This is a genomic window from Hymenobacter sp. GOD-10R, from assembly GCF_035609205.1.
GTDB lineage: Bacteria > Bacteroidota > Bacteroidia > Cytophagales > Hymenobacteraceae > Hymenobacter.
The window spans coordinates 688,857-704,747 of sequence record NZ_CP141184.1; the positions used below are offsets into that span (position 1 = coordinate 688,857).

Consider the following 15,891-nt stretch of genomic DNA (forward strand, 5'->3'; position numbering starts at 1 on the left):
AAAAAGAGTACTAGGTAGGGGTAGGAATAGCCAGTGGCTAGGTCGTTGCTGAATTAAGCGGCGTTACAGTGCCATCAGGCGTGAGGCGTTCTACATGAACTTCCTCTTTGCGCAATACCATCTGTTGGGTTTCCAGCGTCTCAACCCGGCGTTTCGTGATGTGTAGTTCTTCTACTACGAGTAGTCGTTTTACGAGCACTTCACGCACAACTGGGATGATGGTCACGTCGCCTTCTTGCCGTACCGTGGGCGCTACGTCGACGTACTGGTTGCGAGCCACGCGTTCGACATTTACTTCCTCGTGCACGAGAGGCACCACGGCCGCTTCCGGCACTTGCGTCACGCTTTTGGTGATGCGTACACGCCCTGTTTCTACCACTTCGCGCTCAACACGAAGGTATTCCTCAATCACCGGAACCGTTATTTCTGCCGGCGTAGTTGAGGAGATACGCTGCGGGTCTGGCGCGGCCTGTTGACTTAGATCCTGGGTGGCACTCATCACAATAACTTTCTAGCAGGGTGTTGTGCTAAGCTATACGCCCCCCTAGTGCTGGTGTTATAGTTGAGCTTACATATCGGCGGAACCTTACACGGTGCCTTGCTAAGTAAAAGACGATACAGTAGAGCTGTGAATCAGGTAATTATAGGCGCTATAGCATAGCTACCTCCTTCTTTCGGTCAACTACCCAGTTCAAAACTCATCCTTCGCTCGGAATATCTTTGCCCGGAATTATGCACAAAAAAAGCGCTGCCCAGCAAGGCAGCGCTTTTCATTTTTTAGCTGTGTTAGAAAGCTAGGCTAACTGAAGCTGGTTGAGCTGTTTGGTAATAAAGTCGAGTTCTTCAGCTGAAAGCTTCACCTCAACAGCCTTCGCATTTTGCGTAGCCTGATCGGCGTTGCGGGCGCCTACCAAGGCTACCGTGATGCCAGGCTGCTCGATGGTCCAGCGTAGCACTACTTGTGCCAAGGTGGCGCTTTTACTTTCCGCCAAGGGCTTGATTTTGTCCAGAAAACCGTTAATCCGGGTAAGATTCTCGCCCGAAAACAGGGGGTTATTCTTGCGCAAGTCGCCTTCACCGAATTGGTAGCCGGGGGTTACCTTACCCGTTAGCAAACCTAGCTGCATGGGACTGTAGGCCAAAATAGCTTTGTTGTGCTCTAAGCAATAAGGTACCACGTCGCGCTCGATGTCGCGCTTCACCATGCTGTAAGGTACTTGGTTTGAAGCTAGCTTCACCGTTTTTGCGGCTTCTTGCATCTGTTCCACCGAGTAGTTGCTCACGCCTACTGCGCGAACTTTTCCTTGCTCAATCAGCTTGGCCACGGCGCCCATTGTATCGGCAATAGGCGTGGTCACGTCGGGCCAGTGGATCTGGTAAAGGTCGATGTAGTCGGTGCCGAGGCGGCGCAGACTGTCTTCGCACTCCTTGATGATGCTTTCTGGCGCCGCGTACTTGTACACGTCAAGGTCGTGGCCACTGTTGTCCTTGGTTTTGAAGCCAAAGTCACCCTTTGCTAGGTCCCAGCGCATGCCAAATTTGGTCAGGATCTGCACCTTGTCGCGTGGTAAGCTCTTGATGGCTTCGCCCACAATCTCTTCGCTCAGACCTTGGCCGTAGATAGGAGCTGTGTCAATGGAGGTAACTCCCAAGTCGTAGGCCGCATGAATAGCACCTACAGCGTCGTTTTGTTCGGTACCTCCCCACATCCAGCCGCCAGCGGCCCAGCTGCCAAATGTGATGACGGATGTTTTGATACCAGAGTCGCCTAATTCTTTGTATTCCATAAAAAGTGCATGAGAGGCTAAGCAGAGAAGCTATTGGTTTTTGCCCGCCGAGTTTTTCTGCATGGTTTCGCTATTGGTAGAGCCGGTGGCGCTGCCCTTCTTGGAAGGGGTAGTAGGTGCCATCTGGATCTTGCCTTTCGGAGGAGGAGTGGTGTTGTGTCCTTGGCCGCCCGAGCGAGTTATTTGGTTTTTGCTGGTTTTGGATACCCCTTTGGTACCACCACCGGGCGTATAGTTGGCTTGGGAAGCAGTGGGGTGGGAAGTGCCTCCGCCAGTAGTGCTGCTGCCAGCGCCGCCTGTGGTGCTACCCGTGTTGGGGCTGCTTGTGGTTTGAGCGGCAGCCGTGCCGAGCGTAGCGGCCAGGATAGCTACGAGTGCGAGAATCGTTTTCATAGTGGGTGTCAGGTGAGGTAAGAAAGAAAAAGCCTAGCGCAATGTGCGCCATGCTAGGTGGCTTACGGCGAACGAGTGACGCGCGTTCAGGCGTAAGCGCTACACAGGAGCTAGCGAAAACCGATGACAAGGAGCCTTAATACGCGTATCAGCCCAGCACACAGCCAGGCAGAAAACGATTATTGGGGCTCATTTTGGAGCATTTTAGTAGTAACCTAGGCAGGAAAAACTATAGTTAACCTTGCTGCGTAAGATATTGTAAATCAATAAGTAAATTACTCGGTAGTCCTAGCTATGGAAGCGTTAAAAGAGCTGAAAGCCTTACTTGCTCATGAGGTACAGATGATGCACAGTGCCGAAAACATCCTGCTAGCGGGCCTCCCGCTCATAATTGAGAAAGCGAGCAACGAAGAGCTGAAAGCTGTACTTGATATGCACTGGAAGGAAACCGGAATGCAAGTGAAGCGTTTGGAAAAAGCCGCTGAATACCTCCACATTTCAGCCAGCGGCAACCAGAATCCAGGCATGAAAGGCTTGCTCACTGAGAGCGAGAAATTAACGCAGCAAGAGGGTGCTGAACCTCTAGTAGATACCGCCCTGATTGTTGGGATGCAAAAAATTGAGCATTACGAAATAGCCAGTTACGGAACCGCGGCATACCTAGCTGACGAACTAGGCCTCACGGAAGTAGCTGACCTCTTGCGCGAAACGCTGCTCGAAGAGAGAAATACGAGCTCGATTCTCGGCCAAATTGCCCAGAAAAACATTATTCGGCAGGCGGCTAAGGTGTGAGGCAGGTACTACGGCTAGTCGCGTGAGGTGGCGCCAAATGGATGCTGACCCGCCGCAAGCAAATGCAGGACTTTTACAATGCGCTCGGCGCGAGTTTCGGGCCGTACGGCACTGCGGATGTGCTGCGCGACCGCCCGTTTCATGCTAGGTTTTAGGCGCAGAAAGCCTGCTTCTGCCTCGGGCCATTCCGCCAAGGCTTGCGCAAGCTCAAGGGGTAAATCAACGGCATCGGGTTCTGGGTCCGGGAGTAAGGTGACGGTTACTTGTGCACCTAGCTGGATGCCAATTTGATTGCGAATTTCTTTGCTGATCATGAGGTACCGTTCGCCAGTCTTCATTGGGTGCAAGCCAAGTCGGAATGTGTGCCCGTTTAGTGTGCTGATCACGCGCCGCACAGTTTTGCCACCTAGGTCTTCAACGACCGACAGCGGTACTACCAGAATGGACATGGGCATGAAGCTAGGTCCGCCGGGTTCTAACAAGGACTGGAAAGTGAGTGGCGTAGATTCCATACGACAACAAGATGAGCAGTAAGCGTACTAGCTGAAAGAGTACTTGTCGGGCAAACTTTTTAACCCCGAATATGCTTTTGCAAGCAAAATATAGCAGAAGATGAAAGTAGAAATCTGGTCCGATATCATGTGCCCGTTTTGCTACATTGGCAAGCGGAAGTTCGAAAATGCATTGCAGCAATTTGCCGGGCGCGATGCGGTCGAAATAAAGTGGCGCAGCTTTGAGCTCGACCCTAATATGGAAACCGTTCCTGGGCAGAGCATCCACGAGCTGCTAGCCACGCGCAAAGGTGTGTCGGTGAACGAAGGCAAGCAGATGAACGACTACATGGCGGGCGTTGCCGCCGAGGTAGGCTTGCACTACGACTTCGACCGCATGATTCCGACGAATACCTTCTTGGCCCACCGATTCTTGCACCTAGCTGCGGCGCACGGCCTGCAAGACGTTGCCGAAGAGCGGGTATTTGCGGCGTATTTTGTAGAAGGAAAGAACGTAGGCGACCTAGGTACGCTCGCGCAGCTCGGCGCCGAGCTTGGGCTTGATGCTGCGGAAGTAACCCAGGTGCTCGAAACGGAGGCTTATGCCAACCAAGTGCGTTTGGATGAGTACGAAGCGCAGCAAGTGGGAGCCCGCGGGGTGCCCTTTTTCGTGTTCAATGACAAGTACGCCGTGTCAGGCGCGCAGCCATCAGAACTGTTTTTGGAAGTACTGGAAAAGGTACAAAGCGAAGAAAAACCGGTAATAGTAGCTGGCACCGACGGCGCCGCCTGCGATGTAGACGGTAACTGCTAATCTATTCGACATACTCCAACACGCAAAAAGCGCGACCTAGGCCTAGGTCGCGCTTTTTGCGTGTTGGAGTATAATAAAACTATAATTATCAGTAAGCTAGAGAATTGATGCCTTAATAATTCTGTACTCTGTGAAATGCTAGTTGATAATTACTTTCTGGGCGTGCTGCTGTCCGTCAGCGGTACGAAGGATCAGTTGGTACAGGCCCTGCGAGAGGCGAGAGGCTTGCACGGGTACTTGGTTGGTGCCAGTCCGCAACGACACTGCCTGCTGTTGTACCTGACGACCTAGGCCATCCGTGAGCGTCAACAAGGCAGTTTGGGCTGTGGTGGCTGCGTACTCCAGTGTGAAATCTCCTTGCGTTGGGTTCGGGTAGACGGTCATTCCAGCTTTAACCGCATTGGCTGTGGCCGAAGCTAGCACAGCGGTGCTAGCGCAGTTTTGGGTAGTAGCTACCGAGCCACGGTTCACTCTGTTGAAGCGCTCGTCGCGCATCAGGTTGCTGGAGTTCACCATGTTCATGTTGCACACTAGCGTGTTGTAGGTACCAGTGCTCAAGTGCACTGCGTTGTCGCAGTTGACGGCCGTGTTGTTCTGGAAGATGGTGCCGAGTACCGCTGGGATGCCTTCGTCCACGTACTCCTCCGTCCAGGGGTGGAACTCGAGGTAGTTGAGGTAGCCTTCTGGGAAGCTAGCATCTACTATCGCCGGAATGTTGGGCGTACCTGCCGTGAGTTTGTTGTTGCGCACTTCCAAGTTCAGAACGGAGGTGCCGAACGTGTGGGCTTGGATGTGCTGCACTGTATGTACCCCAATGAATACCCCGTTGGAGCCATCTAGGTTCGCCACATCGTTGCCGATGATCTGGTTGTTATACATGGGCAGGAATTCCTGCGGAACCCCCGCGCTTGAGTTGTCCATCTGCCAGGGCGTTAGGTCAATTGAACCGCTGTTGATCAGCTTGTTGCCTATGATGGCTACTTCCAAGCTCGCATTTTGGTAGAGCGTCACCCCGCGGCGGTTGCCTTCCAATGTGTTGTTCTTGATGAGCCAGTTGCGCGAGCCCCAGTTGAAGATGGCGTAGTGGCTACCAGCGCTAGGTATCACGTCCCAGGGCCGATCGATGGTGAGGGTATTGCCGTTGCGGCTCGTGATGGTGCGGAACTGCCCCATGCCTTTGCCACTCACGATGGCTACAACAGGTTTTAGTGTTGCAGCGCCCCAGTTCCGGTTGTTGTCGCGCAGCGTAGTGGCCGTAGCCGCGCTTACTGAGCCTGCATCTTCATCGATACGTTGACCAGCGCCGCCGCCGCCTTCCGCGATAATGGTTTCTCCATCGTTGGAGTTCTGCGCCGGGCCGTTGATCACCTTGAATAGGTTGTCGACAATAGCAATGTTCTCGGCGAAGTTTACCACGACCACGTGGTTGGTGATGTTAGTGGGATACCGGGCGCTGCCATCCCGGTACACGCGGTTGTTTTCAAAAACACCATCGTGGGCTCCGTTTAGGTTAATGCCGTCTACTGCGTAGGTTACGTCGTTGTTGGCAAATACGAAGTTGGTGCAGCCATTCAGCTGAAGAGGTCCGTGAAAGCCCGATTCGCTGTCTACTCCTTGAATAAACTCAGAATTCGTAATCGATACTTTGTTGGAGTTGGCCCACCAGAGCCAGTCGCCGCGGTCCATGTTGAAACGGACGCGCTGCATGAACACTTCGGTGCCCCGGCCGGTCCAGTTCTGCACCCATCGGCCCGATTCGTTCACATTGACCATGCTTAAGTCCGCAAGGCCCGACTGCTGCGTCTCGTTCCAGATGATGCCCCATTTGTCTGGAGCGGGGTTACCGTAGCCGAACTTGATGATCGTCCGATCTTTGCCGTCTCCCTTAATTACCACCCGGTTTTGCATGTAGAGGCACAAACCCCAGTCTGGAGCTAGCTTGTAGGTACCAGCGGGCAAATAAACCACGCCACCACCAGCCGCACCGGCTTTGTCGATAGCCTCCTGAATAGCTTCGTGGTCACTTACCTGACCGTTGCCCGTAGCGCGCTTGCTCAAGCGTGGGTCCGTTTTTACGTTGTAAACGTTGCCGTAATAATTAATCTTAGAAGCCCACGGCACCCCTAGGTTGAAGTAGTCCGTGCCGCTGTTGATAGCCGTGATGGTCTGCTCTACTTTCGTTTCGCCAGCGTTGCCGCCGCGGCCATTCGTAACGAATACGTTGTAGCGGGTGCCTGGCTGTAAGGAGGTTGGAACCGTCATCTTGAGCACGTAGGCGTCGCTCTGGCTGGCGTTGATTGTGGCAGTGCCACCGCCCGAGCCACCGTTCTGTGCTACAAAGCGCACTTGGGCCGTGCTGCCCGGTAGCGTTAGATTACGACCGAAGATGCGCAACGAGCCACCCGGTACCACTTCCGGAGAGTCGAAGTGCATACCGTGTGCCTGGTTGATATAAACGCTTGCGCTACGCTGGCCATTCTCTTCTACCCATACTTGGTAAACGTCCTGGGTTACGTTCGTTGGGATAGATACAGTAGTTTGGCCGGCGCTCTGAATTAGAGCGGACATAGGCATACGGCCGCTCGAGGTGCCAGGCGCTAGGTATACCTTAGCAGCCGAACCAAAATTGCCTTGTAAGCTAATGGCATCACCGGGCTGAGCGCTCGGGCTCGCATTGAAAATAGTAGCTTGTGCTGCGGCCTGCTGATGAATACCAGCACTGCCAAGAAGTGCGGAGAGTACTACGGCCGATTTGAAATGCCGACCAACAAATCCTGTGTTACGTGGATTCGTTACAGGCACTGGCTCAAGTGTAGGAGTCAGCTTGCGTGTAACGAACTTAAAGAACTTAGAAAAGGTAAAAGATTGGAAAAGCGCAAATTCGTAGTAATCTCTCATAGAACCTGGTTTGGATATAGCACGGGCGTCTTGCAGAGCAAGAAGAACTTTGGGTAGAAGATGTAGTAGAACAAATTCTAGAATAGCTCTGATTTTATGCTAGCAATTAGTCGACCAGATTATAAGTAAATTTAAAAAAATAACTTCTTGATCATAGGCATACTAGCTTACGTATGCTATACGCATGTATAAGAAGCGCGGATCTAAATTCTATCGTATTACGTTGATAAATAACGTGTTATAAAAACATAGTAAAAATTATATTATTGTAATTATCATAGAGGTAAATAGAAATAATGCACAATCATATGTATTGCTAAATTATTGATATAGTTATATAAGTTACTTAGAAATAACAAACATATTTAATTAACCTAATTTTAATTATTATAGCTAGGTCTCTTGTCGAATGTATTCATGCTTATGATAGGAAGAATGGAAGAACTACAATAGATAGGGTATGTTGAATTATGGGAAAAGTGATGCAAGAGAATAGCGTGTTGTTGATAGACGTATTGCAAGTAGTAGCTAAGTAGTTGGGCTAAAGCTGTATAGTATGTCTCTGAAGAAACGGCCACTTACTGATAGTTTGATAGTCTAAGCGACACTAAGAGCCGTAATATGGTAAAGCGTGCCCTATAAATGCAGCTACCACGCGTGAGGCTAGATAACAGTAAAAGCTGCCCTTACCGTATCTTTACCTTTACGGTCATTCATTCTGCTCTTAGCTTATGTCATTATCATTGTCTGCGCCGGGGCAGCCTGCCGCACTACAGCCTGAAGACTACCAACAAAAGATCAAACAGGTGTTTGCCGAAGTAGGCAAAGTTGTAGTCGGCCAGCAGTACATGGTGAATCGACTCCTAATTGGTTTGTTTACAGGAGGGCATATTCTGCTGGAAGGTGTGCCAGGCCTAGCTAAAACGCTGACCATTAGCACGCTTTCGAAGGTGCTGTACTTGCCTTTTCAACGCGTGCAGTTTACCCCCGACCTCTTGCCCTCTGACCTGGTAGGTACCATGATTTACAACCAGAACCAGTCGGTATTTGAGGTTAAAAAGGGTCCGATCTTCTCGAACTTGGTGTTGGCTGATGAGGTAAACCGCTCGCCGGCCAAGGTGCAGAGCGCCTTGCTCGAAGCTATGCAGGAAAAGCAAGTAACCATTGGCGAAACCACCTACCCGCTGGACTTACCTTTCCTCGTACTGGCCACGCAAAACCCAGTTGAGCAGGAAGGAACGTACCCGTTGCCTGAAGCGCAGGTTGACCGGTTTATGATGAAAATCTACGTCGACTACTTAAAGAAAGCTGACGAGCTAGAGGTGATGCGTCGGATGGCTAACTTGAGCTACGTAGGCGATGTAAGCCCGGTGCTAACCAAAGAGGATATCTTTGGTATTCGCAGCCTTATCAACCAGGTGCAGATTTCGGAGACATTGGAGAAATACATCATCGAGTTGGTGTTTGCTACCCGCAAGCCCGCTGATTATGACCTAGCCGAGTTTGCGCAGTACGTACAATTTGGCGTGAGCCCACGGGCGAGCATTGCCTTGCACCGGGCCGCCAAAGCCGTAGCCTTCTTCGATGAGCGTGACTACGTGCTGCCCGAGGATATTAAAGAAGTAGCCAAAGATGTGCTCAACCACCGCATCTTGCTTAACTACGAAGCGGAAGCTGACGGAGTCCGTACTGCCGATCTAATTGAGGCCATTTTGCGCAAAGTACCGATCAGCTAAGCGGTAACGGGCAGTGCTATTCTGCAAGGTACTTATTCAAGAGGTTACTCTTTGCAAATCGGTGCGACTTGGTAGCAGGGCCGTCATGCCCGTATTTGTAGCTTGGCTGAAAGCCCGGAGCAGGTAAGCCATGGAAGCTAGGTAAGATAAGGAGCTAGCCAGCGCCGCACCCTGAATACCTAGCTGCGGAATCAGTAACCAGCAGGCGGGCACCGTTACAATCAAGCCAAGTGCTGTGGAGATGTTATTGACGCGATATTGCCCTAGCCCACTAAAGTAGGTGCTACACATTATATTACTAGCAATGGCCATCACGCCTGGCGCTAGTAATATGATGACTGAACGCGCTGCTCCAAACTCGGGTCCAAACACGGCTACGAACACAGAAGAGGGGAGGAGGCTCAGCGTTAGAACGCCGATACCTGTAGCAAGCAGCGAGAGCCGGGCCACACCTAGGGCCGGTGCCACTTGTGCCTGCTTATCAGTCGCATGCACCAGATCAACGTACTGTACCAAGGCTGTACTGCGCGGAATGAGCCACACGGCTTCCGCCAGCGCCACTCCCACCGATAAAATGCCGACGGCGTGCGCATCAACGTAGTGGGCCACGAAGTAGTAGCTCAGGCGGTAGTTAGCGAAAGCAAGAATGTTGGACAAATGAGCCCCACGCCCGTTCTGCGCTAGCTCACGGGTCGTTTCACGTAAGGCCTTACCGCCATTCCACTGGTCAGGCAGACGAGCCAGCACCACAAAGCTTAGCAGCAGGGGGAGGCCATAAGCAACATAACTCGCGTAGTAATAAACCGACACTTCGCGCCAAGCTAGGCCAGCGAAAGCTACTAGTAGAAAGCCTGCCAGCAGGGTTACTTGTAGGACCGTGAGAACGTTGTAGGCTTTCTCCTGCTTACGCCCCAAAAGCAGCAGCGTATTAATTGTAAAGAAGGCTTGCAGTAGCGAAAGGGCGCATAAATGACCTAGGTAGGTAATGCTTACCTGCCGCAGCAATCCAACCGTAAGCGTACCGACGGCACAGACCACTATCGCCCACGCGTACGCCGGTGGTAGCAAGTGCCAGATGCTACGCTTCGGTGACAAGTAGATCAGCGACGATCCACCCACCAAGCCAATAAAAAGGAGCAGCGCAGCACAATCAGTCGTAAATAGGCTCACGGCTCCCCGCCCGCTGGCACCTAGATAACGCGCCGTAAACCAAACAATAGCGAAGCTGAAAAGAGCCGTTGCAAAGCGGGTAACGAAGTTTTGGAGTATACGTCGCACCATCTACTAAGCGGAAACAGGAGTGAGTGAGCCATGTAGCACGACAGCGTACAACTGGGCAAACGAGCGCCCAACCGCTGCATAGCTGAATTGAGCAACGGCCACGCGCCGCAGCTGCTGGGGTTTGAAACGCTCAGGGTAGTCTAAGACCTTTTCTAGGGCACGTTGCAAGGCTACCTCGTCGCCGGGCGAAACAAGCAGTCCGCGCGAACCATCAGCAGGTACTAGCTCCGGTACTCCGCCCACGTGGGAAGCCACAGCGGGTAGCCCGGTAGCTTGTGCCTCGATGAGCACGCATGGCAGATTCTCGTAATTGCTGAACAAGACAAAGCAGTTAGCGCGACGCATTTCCGTTGCAATAGCCGACTGAGGTAATTTACCTAAGAAAAAAACGGAACGGTCGAGCAAGCCTAGCTCAGCGGCTAGTTGCTTGACTTCTTCTTCTTGGGGCCCATAACCTGCAATGCGCAAGGTCAGGCTGGGGCGCTTTGCTACCAACCGCGACATTGTCCGCAGAATACCACTGAGATTCTTGGCTCTCTCATTAAAAGCAGCCACGTGCAGCAGCATGTTGGCACCTGGCAGTCGTTGCTCCTCAGCCAGCGACGATGAGTCGGGGAGATGAAATAGCTCTGTGTCAACCACGTTAGGAATGACAACAGAACGTGCGTTGGTGACACCTAGGTCTGCTAATGCTTGTCGCAGATTATCCGAGACGGTATGCAGAGCGGCGGCCTGCGCTATTACGCGCCGTGTGAGCCAAGCCCGTAAGCGCCCCATACGGTGCGCATTGATAGGTAAGTACAAGGTCCAGTGTTCCGTTATGACGTAAGGAATACGGGCCCAGACCTGTAGCCACCATGCAAAGAGGCCAGTGCGTAGCAGTACGTGCACATGAACGAGGTGGGGAGGTGCCCCCCAATGGCGTACTAACCTGCGGTATCCTTGTCCAATACACCAGAAGTAGAGGAAGACCTTCAATACTTTGTCGAGTATACCTAGCCCTGTCAGTCGCGCTCTATAATAGTAGCGTAAGGAAGGCAACGAAGCGCTAAGATCAGCCTCGCAAGTAACCCAATGAGGAAGTGGGCCGCGTGCAACGGTTGCAAACAGAACAGCCACATGGGCATGAGGTGCAATAGCCGCAACATGCCGGGCTACGAAGTCCCCATCTTGGTCATCGTAGCGGTGCGGGTACCATTTGGGCAGCATCAGCACGCGAGGTTTCATAAGCAAGCACAAGCTACATGTTTTAACCGCACACCCTAGCTATTCTCCTTAATAAGACTCCATTGGTTGGCTGTTGCAGGCGCTGCCAGGTTGCCCAATGTGCTTGCAATTAACTTTCGAAACCAAGTGTCGTAGTATTTCTCTTACTCTATGTAAGGTTTGTTGTGCAGCGCTCAGCCTATTTGAAGTAGAACCTAGCTAGCTCTACTCCTGAATAAGTAGCACGAAGAACACAACGAGTCTATTCTCAAGGGCATGATTTCTACAAGTTAACTTGCGCCTCACAAGCAGTAGAACTTGTAGCACTTTTGCTCAAAGCCATATAAGCCGAAAAGATGTTATTAGGCTTGTGCAAGCTTGGCAGCCATTCGGTACGCCTAGCAATAAATACAGGCGGCCAGTTCATATGTCGCCGATAACCTAATTTAACTCGCTCCTTAAGCAACAACTCATGCTTCAATCGATGACTGGCTACGGTATCGCTCATCGCGAAACCGATCATTATTCGGCTACGGTCGAAATCAAATCGCTCAACTCAAAAACATTAGATCTGAGTTTGCGCCTACCACGCTTTCTGCAAGATCGGGAGCTAGAAATACGCAACTTGGTTACTAAAAGCCTCGTGCGGGGCAAAGTCAACTTCAGCCTCGATTTTGTGCGGCCACGCAATGCAGTTCGGGCTGCCGCTGGCGTAAACCAAGAAATATTGCTGGCAACATACCGTGAGTTGGAGAGAGCTGCTGATTTGGTAGGAGCTTCTAAAGACCAACTTTTCACCTTAGCGCTCAACATGCCCGGCGTGGTACAGTCCGGCACAGAGGCGCTTGCTGCCGAAAACGAAGAGGAAATAGCTTGGGACGAACTGCTGCCTCTGGTGCACGAGGCTCTGGAGCGGCTCAACCAGTTCCGGCAAGATGAGGGGCAGACCTTAACTAGCGAGATACTGAGCTACGTAGAAACCATCCGGGCCCAGCTAACAGAAATAGAACGCCACGACCCCGAGCGAATTGAGCAAGTGCGTCAGCGCTTGCAGCAGCATCTAGCCGACCTAACAGCTAATGAGCATTTTAACGTAATCCGCTTCGAGCAAGAAGTGCTCTACTATGTCGAGAAACTAGATATAGCTGAGGAAAAAGTGCGGTTGGCCAGCCACTTAAATTACTTCGCCGAAACAACGCGGCTGCCAGAGTCTGCTGGAAAAAAGTTGTCGTTTATTGCTCAGGAAATTGGCCGTGAGATCAACACTATCGGGTCCAAAGCAAATGACTCAACTATTCAGCACTTAGTAGTTGGCATGAAAGAAGAGCTAGAGAAGATCAAAGAACAGATTAATAACATCCTTTAGCTTCTTGGGAGAAGTATAATGTAATTTGTACTTTATTAATAATAATTTTAATATTAATAATTTTGTATACTTAACCATGATTTAGAATAAAAACAAGGGTGCTCTGAGCTAGTATAGAATATAAGTAAAAAATGAGCGTTGATAATCAATAGTTTATGATAAATATCGATATTTCGCTTTATGTAACTAAGATTATTTTTGGTACAGTGCTTGCAAGCAGTATTTTTGTACGTAAATTGTGTTATCCAAACAGCAGGCCTGGTCTTCTACTAGGTAATTGAAAACGAACGATCATCCTCTTAAGGTTAGTGTTATGAAAAAAGTAATACTTTTTCCAGTCTTGTGCTTGATGCTGTCATTGATGGCTTTTCGCTCTGAAATTGAGCTCATCAAGAAGCGTGTTCTAAGCGAGCGTGTTGAAATTCTTATCCCCAAAGGATTTGAAGTGATGAGCGAGCAGCAAATGGACTTCAACTACGCAAAAGCAACAAGCCGCCCCAGCGTAATCTATACGAACAGCAACGAGGCGAGCATTGCTTTCACGTACACCGAGACTTCTGCTGATCAGGACATGATTCAGATGTACGCTGACAACTTCTATAAGACGTACACGAAGCAATACAAGGGAGCAAAGTGGTTCTCTAACGGCGTAAAGGAAATCAACGGCCGTAAAGTAGGCTACTTAGAGTTGATGAAGCCTGAGCTAGGTCACGAAGTATATAATCTGGTTTTCTTCACCGACGTTGAAGACAAGCTGTTGCTTTGCACCTTCACTTGCGCTGATCGTCAGAAGCCTGAATGGGAAACCATTGCTAAGCAAATCATGGGTTCGTTCAGAACAAACGAGCCGCAGCACTAAGAGTATCTACAAGAGGTATCTTTCTCAAAGCTCAGCTAGCATCGTCTTATGTCGATGCTAGCTGAGCTTTTTGTTTTGGCGCAATAAGCACCTGGCTATATAACTCTGTACCGATAAGGATGCTTCAACCCCCGAGGAAAGCTAGGAAGTTGGTTATCAAATGAAAAACACCAGTGAAAGCCGTGAGTGGCAAGGTCTCGGCCCGATCATAGACATCGTGGTAGGCAGTAATACCGCCACGGGTGTAAAGAAAGAAAGCCGGGACCCCACGCTCTGAAAAAGGAAAATGATCTGAATTAGCTGCGCGCCCACGGGCAGCTATCTGCGGTACAAAGTGATTTGCATCATTAAGCTGCGTCAGGTGTTGGAAGGCAGATTCTAATAGCCGCCCATTCACTACTGTAATACCTTCGTCGCCGGTGCCTAGTAGGTCTAGGTTCATTAGAAAACGAATATGGGTAAGTGGAAACAGTGGGTGCTCCGTGAAGTATTGTGAACCTAGAAGGCCAGCTTCTTCGGCGCCAAAGACAATGAATGCGATGGAATAAGCTGGTTGATGAACTGGCTGAGCGTAATAAGCGGCTAGTTCCAGTAGCATAGCTGTGCCGCTGGCATTATCGTTGGCGCCGGGAAAATAAATGTCCTTACCCATTTGCCCGAGGTGGTCGTAGTGAGCAGTGACAACTAAAAAGGAATCAGGCTGCGTACGACCGCGCACATACCCAATCAGGTTTTGCGTGTTGTAATAAGGCTCAAGTTTGGCGTCTACTTTTATCTTAATAGATGCCTTTACGGAAGTAGGCCACTTACTTGCTAGTACTTGCAGCCTTACTTGCGAGACTTGCTCTTGAGCAATGGAGGCTGTTAGCTTCCCATTCATCAGCGTGATGCGGGCGCTTGCTTGATCTAGGTGCTGAGCCAGTAGAGGCTCTTTAGCTAAGCGCGCAAGATCCCGCTGACGCAAGACGACAACCTGCCCACGTAATGGCTGCGCAAGGAAGCGTTGTTGCACAGCCTCATCGGAGAAAACGAGCGTATCTAACTGTGTTGCTGACTTTGCAAGGGTTCCGCCACCAGAAGCCGGCTCGACGATGAAATCAACCCCAGGTTGCAGGCGTGTATTTCCGCACCGAAGCTCCGCTCTTCCTGGGAAGGTATTAACAGCAAGCGTAAAGGGTTGGGTATAGGAAGGGGTGAGTGGTTGTAAACCCAACGCTTGAAAGCGGGTGCGGAGGTAGCTTGCCGCTTTCTGGTCTCCCTGTTGTACGTAGCCTCGGCCGTGCAAAGCAGGGGAGGTAAGGTCGCGGATGGTCTGACGGACGCGGGGCATGTCTTGGCCATCCGCGGCCGACGTAGCACTAAAGAAGAGTAGCGCTAACCAAGGTAATTTAGGCAGCAAGCTAACAGTAGGAGCTTCCATCAAAAGCTAGCTTATAGGCAGTTTATTGCCACCAGCGGCGCAAAGCCGCCATGCCCAGCAGCCCAATCACGGCACCTATAGAATCACTAATTAGATCGGACCATTCGCCGTGCCGACCTAGGTTCATCGTCATTTGTAGCACTTCAATGAGGGCGCCAAACGCTATGCAGCCAATTAAGACTAGCGAGAAAACATGCGTACGTAACCCAGGGAAGCGGCGTTGACGACCGGCAGAAAAGCAGGTTAAGACGGCAAGCAAGAAGAAAACTGCCGCATGAGCGGCGGTATCGAATGATAGCAGCTTCCACTGCGGTGTTACCGGCATCTCATCGGCCGGCGTGAGGGTAAGAACCAAAACAGTCACCGCCCACATCACCGGCAGGGCAGCAAAAGCTCGGCGGGACATGGGCGGTGCAGTAGTGAGCATTACTAGCAGTAGTTAGGCACCAACAAGCTCGCCGTAAGTTTCGGCGGTTAGCAAGCCTTCGAGTTCAGAAGGGTCGGCAATGGATATTTTGATCATCCAACCGTCGCCGTAAGGGTCTGAGTTCACTGATTCGGGGCTGCCGTCGAGGTGGCCATTTACTTCCAGGACAGTGCCGGTGATGGGGCTAAAAAGGTCTGAAACAGTCTTTACCGCTTCTACGGTGCCAAAGACTTCGTTCTGTGCCACCTCTTTGTCTAGCGTGTCAATGTCAACATACACGATGTCACCTAGCTCCTTCTGGGCATGGTCGGTGATACCGATGTAAGCAACGTCACCTTCCACACGGATCCATTCGTGCTCTTTCGTGTATTTCAGATCGGTAGGCAGATTCATGATCAAACAATATTTAAGGAGTAGGACA

At 51.0% G+C, this 15,891-nt stretch carries 15 protein-coding genes; 5 read left to right on the plus strand and 10 right to left on the minus strand.

From position 1 onward, the window contains the following. Positions 1 to 37: 37 nt before the first annotated feature. The 3 genes from SD425_RS02875 to SD425_RS02885 all read right to left on the minus strand — a co-directional run bounded on the left by SD425_RS02875 (position 38) and on the right by SD425_RS02885 (position 2,180). Positions 38 to 499 carry a YsnF/AvaK domain-containing protein gene (locus tag SD425_RS02875; RefSeq protein WP_324675208.1) on the minus strand — a complete coding sequence of 154 codons (462 nt, stop codon included), beginning with the start codon at positions 497 to 499 and terminating at the stop codon, positions 38 to 40. Positions 500 to 794: 295 nt separating this feature from the next. Further along, a complete protein-coding gene (locus SD425_RS02880) occupies positions 795 to 1,787 on the minus strand; it encodes an aldo/keto reductase (RefSeq protein WP_324675210.1) in 993 nt (330 codons plus the stop codon). A gap of 30 nt (positions 1,788 to 1,817) precedes the next feature. Continuing rightward, a complete protein-coding gene (locus tag SD425_RS02885) occupies positions 1,818 to 2,180 on the minus strand; it encodes a hypothetical protein (protein WP_324675212.1) in 363 nt (120 codons plus the stop codon). Between the two features lie 294 nt (positions 2,181 to 2,474). Here SD425_RS02885 and SD425_RS02890 point away from each other — a divergent pair, with 294 nt between their 5' ends. After that, on the plus strand, positions 2,475 to 2,972 hold the full coding sequence (locus SD425_RS02890) for a ferritin-like domain-containing protein (RefSeq protein WP_324675214.1): 498 nt from the start codon (positions 2,475 to 2,477) through the stop codon (positions 2,970 to 2,972). Positions 2,973 to 2,986: 14 nt separating this feature from the next. Here SD425_RS02890 and SD425_RS02895 read toward each other — a convergent pair whose 3' ends face one another. After that, positions 2,987 to 3,484: a YdeI/OmpD-associated family protein gene (locus SD425_RS02895; protein ID WP_324675216.1), complete on the minus strand. Its 498-nt coding sequence runs from the start codon at positions 3,482 to 3,484 to the stop codon at positions 2,987 to 2,989. Between the two features lie 100 nt (positions 3,485 to 3,584). Between SD425_RS02895 and SD425_RS02900 the strand changes: the two genes are divergently transcribed. After that, complete coding sequence (locus tag SD425_RS02900; protein WP_324675218.1) at positions 3,585 to 4,277, plus strand: DsbA family oxidoreductase; 693 nt, start codon at positions 3,585 to 3,587, stop codon at positions 4,275 to 4,277. A gap of 138 nt (positions 4,278 to 4,415) precedes the next feature. Here the strand turns inward: SD425_RS02900 and SD425_RS02905 are convergent, their stop codons facing one another. Then, positions 4,416 to 7,175 (minus strand): T9SS type A sorting domain-containing protein, encoded by a 2,760-nt coding sequence (locus tag SD425_RS02905; protein ID WP_324675220.1) that lies wholly within the window; start codon positions 7,173 to 7,175, stop codon positions 4,416 to 4,418. 731 nt (positions 7,176 to 7,906) lie between these two features. Between SD425_RS02905 and SD425_RS02910 the strand changes: the two genes are divergently transcribed. Beyond that, positions 7,907 to 8,911, plus strand: coding sequence for a MoxR family ATPase (locus SD425_RS02910; RefSeq protein ID WP_324675222.1), 1,005 nt, complete (start codon positions 7,907 to 7,909; stop codon positions 8,909 to 8,911). Positions 8,912 to 8,947: 36 nt separating this feature from the next. Here SD425_RS02910 and SD425_RS02915 read toward each other — a convergent pair whose 3' ends face one another. Together SD425_RS02915 and SD425_RS02920 are read right to left on the minus strand one after the other, a co-directional pair. Then, a complete protein-coding gene (locus SD425_RS02915; protein ID WP_324675224.1) occupies positions 8,948 to 10,192 on the minus strand; it encodes a lipopolysaccharide biosynthesis protein in 1,245 nt (414 codons plus the stop codon). A gap of 3 nt (positions 10,193 to 10,195) precedes the next feature. Further along, the gene (locus SD425_RS02920; protein ID WP_324675226.1) at positions 10,196 to 11,419 is read right to left on the minus strand and encodes a glycosyltransferase; all 1,224 of its coding nucleotides are present in this window, start codon (positions 11,417 to 11,419) and stop codon (positions 10,196 to 10,198) included. Positions 11,420 to 11,870: 451 nt separating this feature from the next. On the opposite strand from SD425_RS02920, the gene SD425_RS02925 reads away from it, so the two are divergent. Both SD425_RS02925 and SD425_RS02930 read left to right on the plus strand, forming a co-directional pair. Beyond that, positions 11,871 to 12,764 (plus strand): YicC/YloC family endoribonuclease, encoded by an 894-nt coding sequence (locus SD425_RS02925; RefSeq protein ID WP_324675228.1) that lies wholly within the window; start codon positions 11,871 to 11,873, stop codon positions 12,762 to 12,764. Between the two features lie 361 nt (positions 12,765 to 13,125). Further along, a complete protein-coding gene (locus SD425_RS02930; RefSeq protein ID WP_324675230.1) occupies positions 13,126 to 13,623 on the plus strand; it encodes a hypothetical protein in 498 nt (165 codons plus the stop codon). A gap of 124 nt (positions 13,624 to 13,747) precedes the next feature. Here SD425_RS02930 and SD425_RS02935 read toward each other — a convergent pair whose 3' ends face one another. From SD425_RS02935 to gcvH, 3 genes are read right to left on the minus strand one after another with little or no spacing between them, the layout of a single operon-like run. Continuing rightward, the gene (locus SD425_RS02935; RefSeq protein WP_324675232.1) at positions 13,748 to 15,043 is read right to left on the minus strand and encodes a M28 family metallopeptidase; all 1,296 of its coding nucleotides are present in this window, start codon (positions 15,041 to 15,043) and stop codon (positions 13,748 to 13,750) included. 22 nt (positions 15,044 to 15,065) lie between these two features. Then, positions 15,066 to 15,470 (minus strand): VanZ family protein, encoded by a 405-nt coding sequence (locus tag SD425_RS02940; protein WP_324675234.1) that lies wholly within the window; start codon positions 15,468 to 15,470, stop codon positions 15,066 to 15,068. Positions 15,471 to 15,482: 12 nt separating this feature from the next. Next, on the minus strand, positions 15,483 to 15,863 hold the full coding sequence (gene gcvH, locus SD425_RS02945) for a glycine cleavage system protein GcvH (RefSeq protein WP_324675237.1): 381 nt from the start codon (positions 15,861 to 15,863) through the stop codon (positions 15,483 to 15,485). Between the last annotated feature and the right edge of the window lie 28 nt (positions 15,864 to 15,891).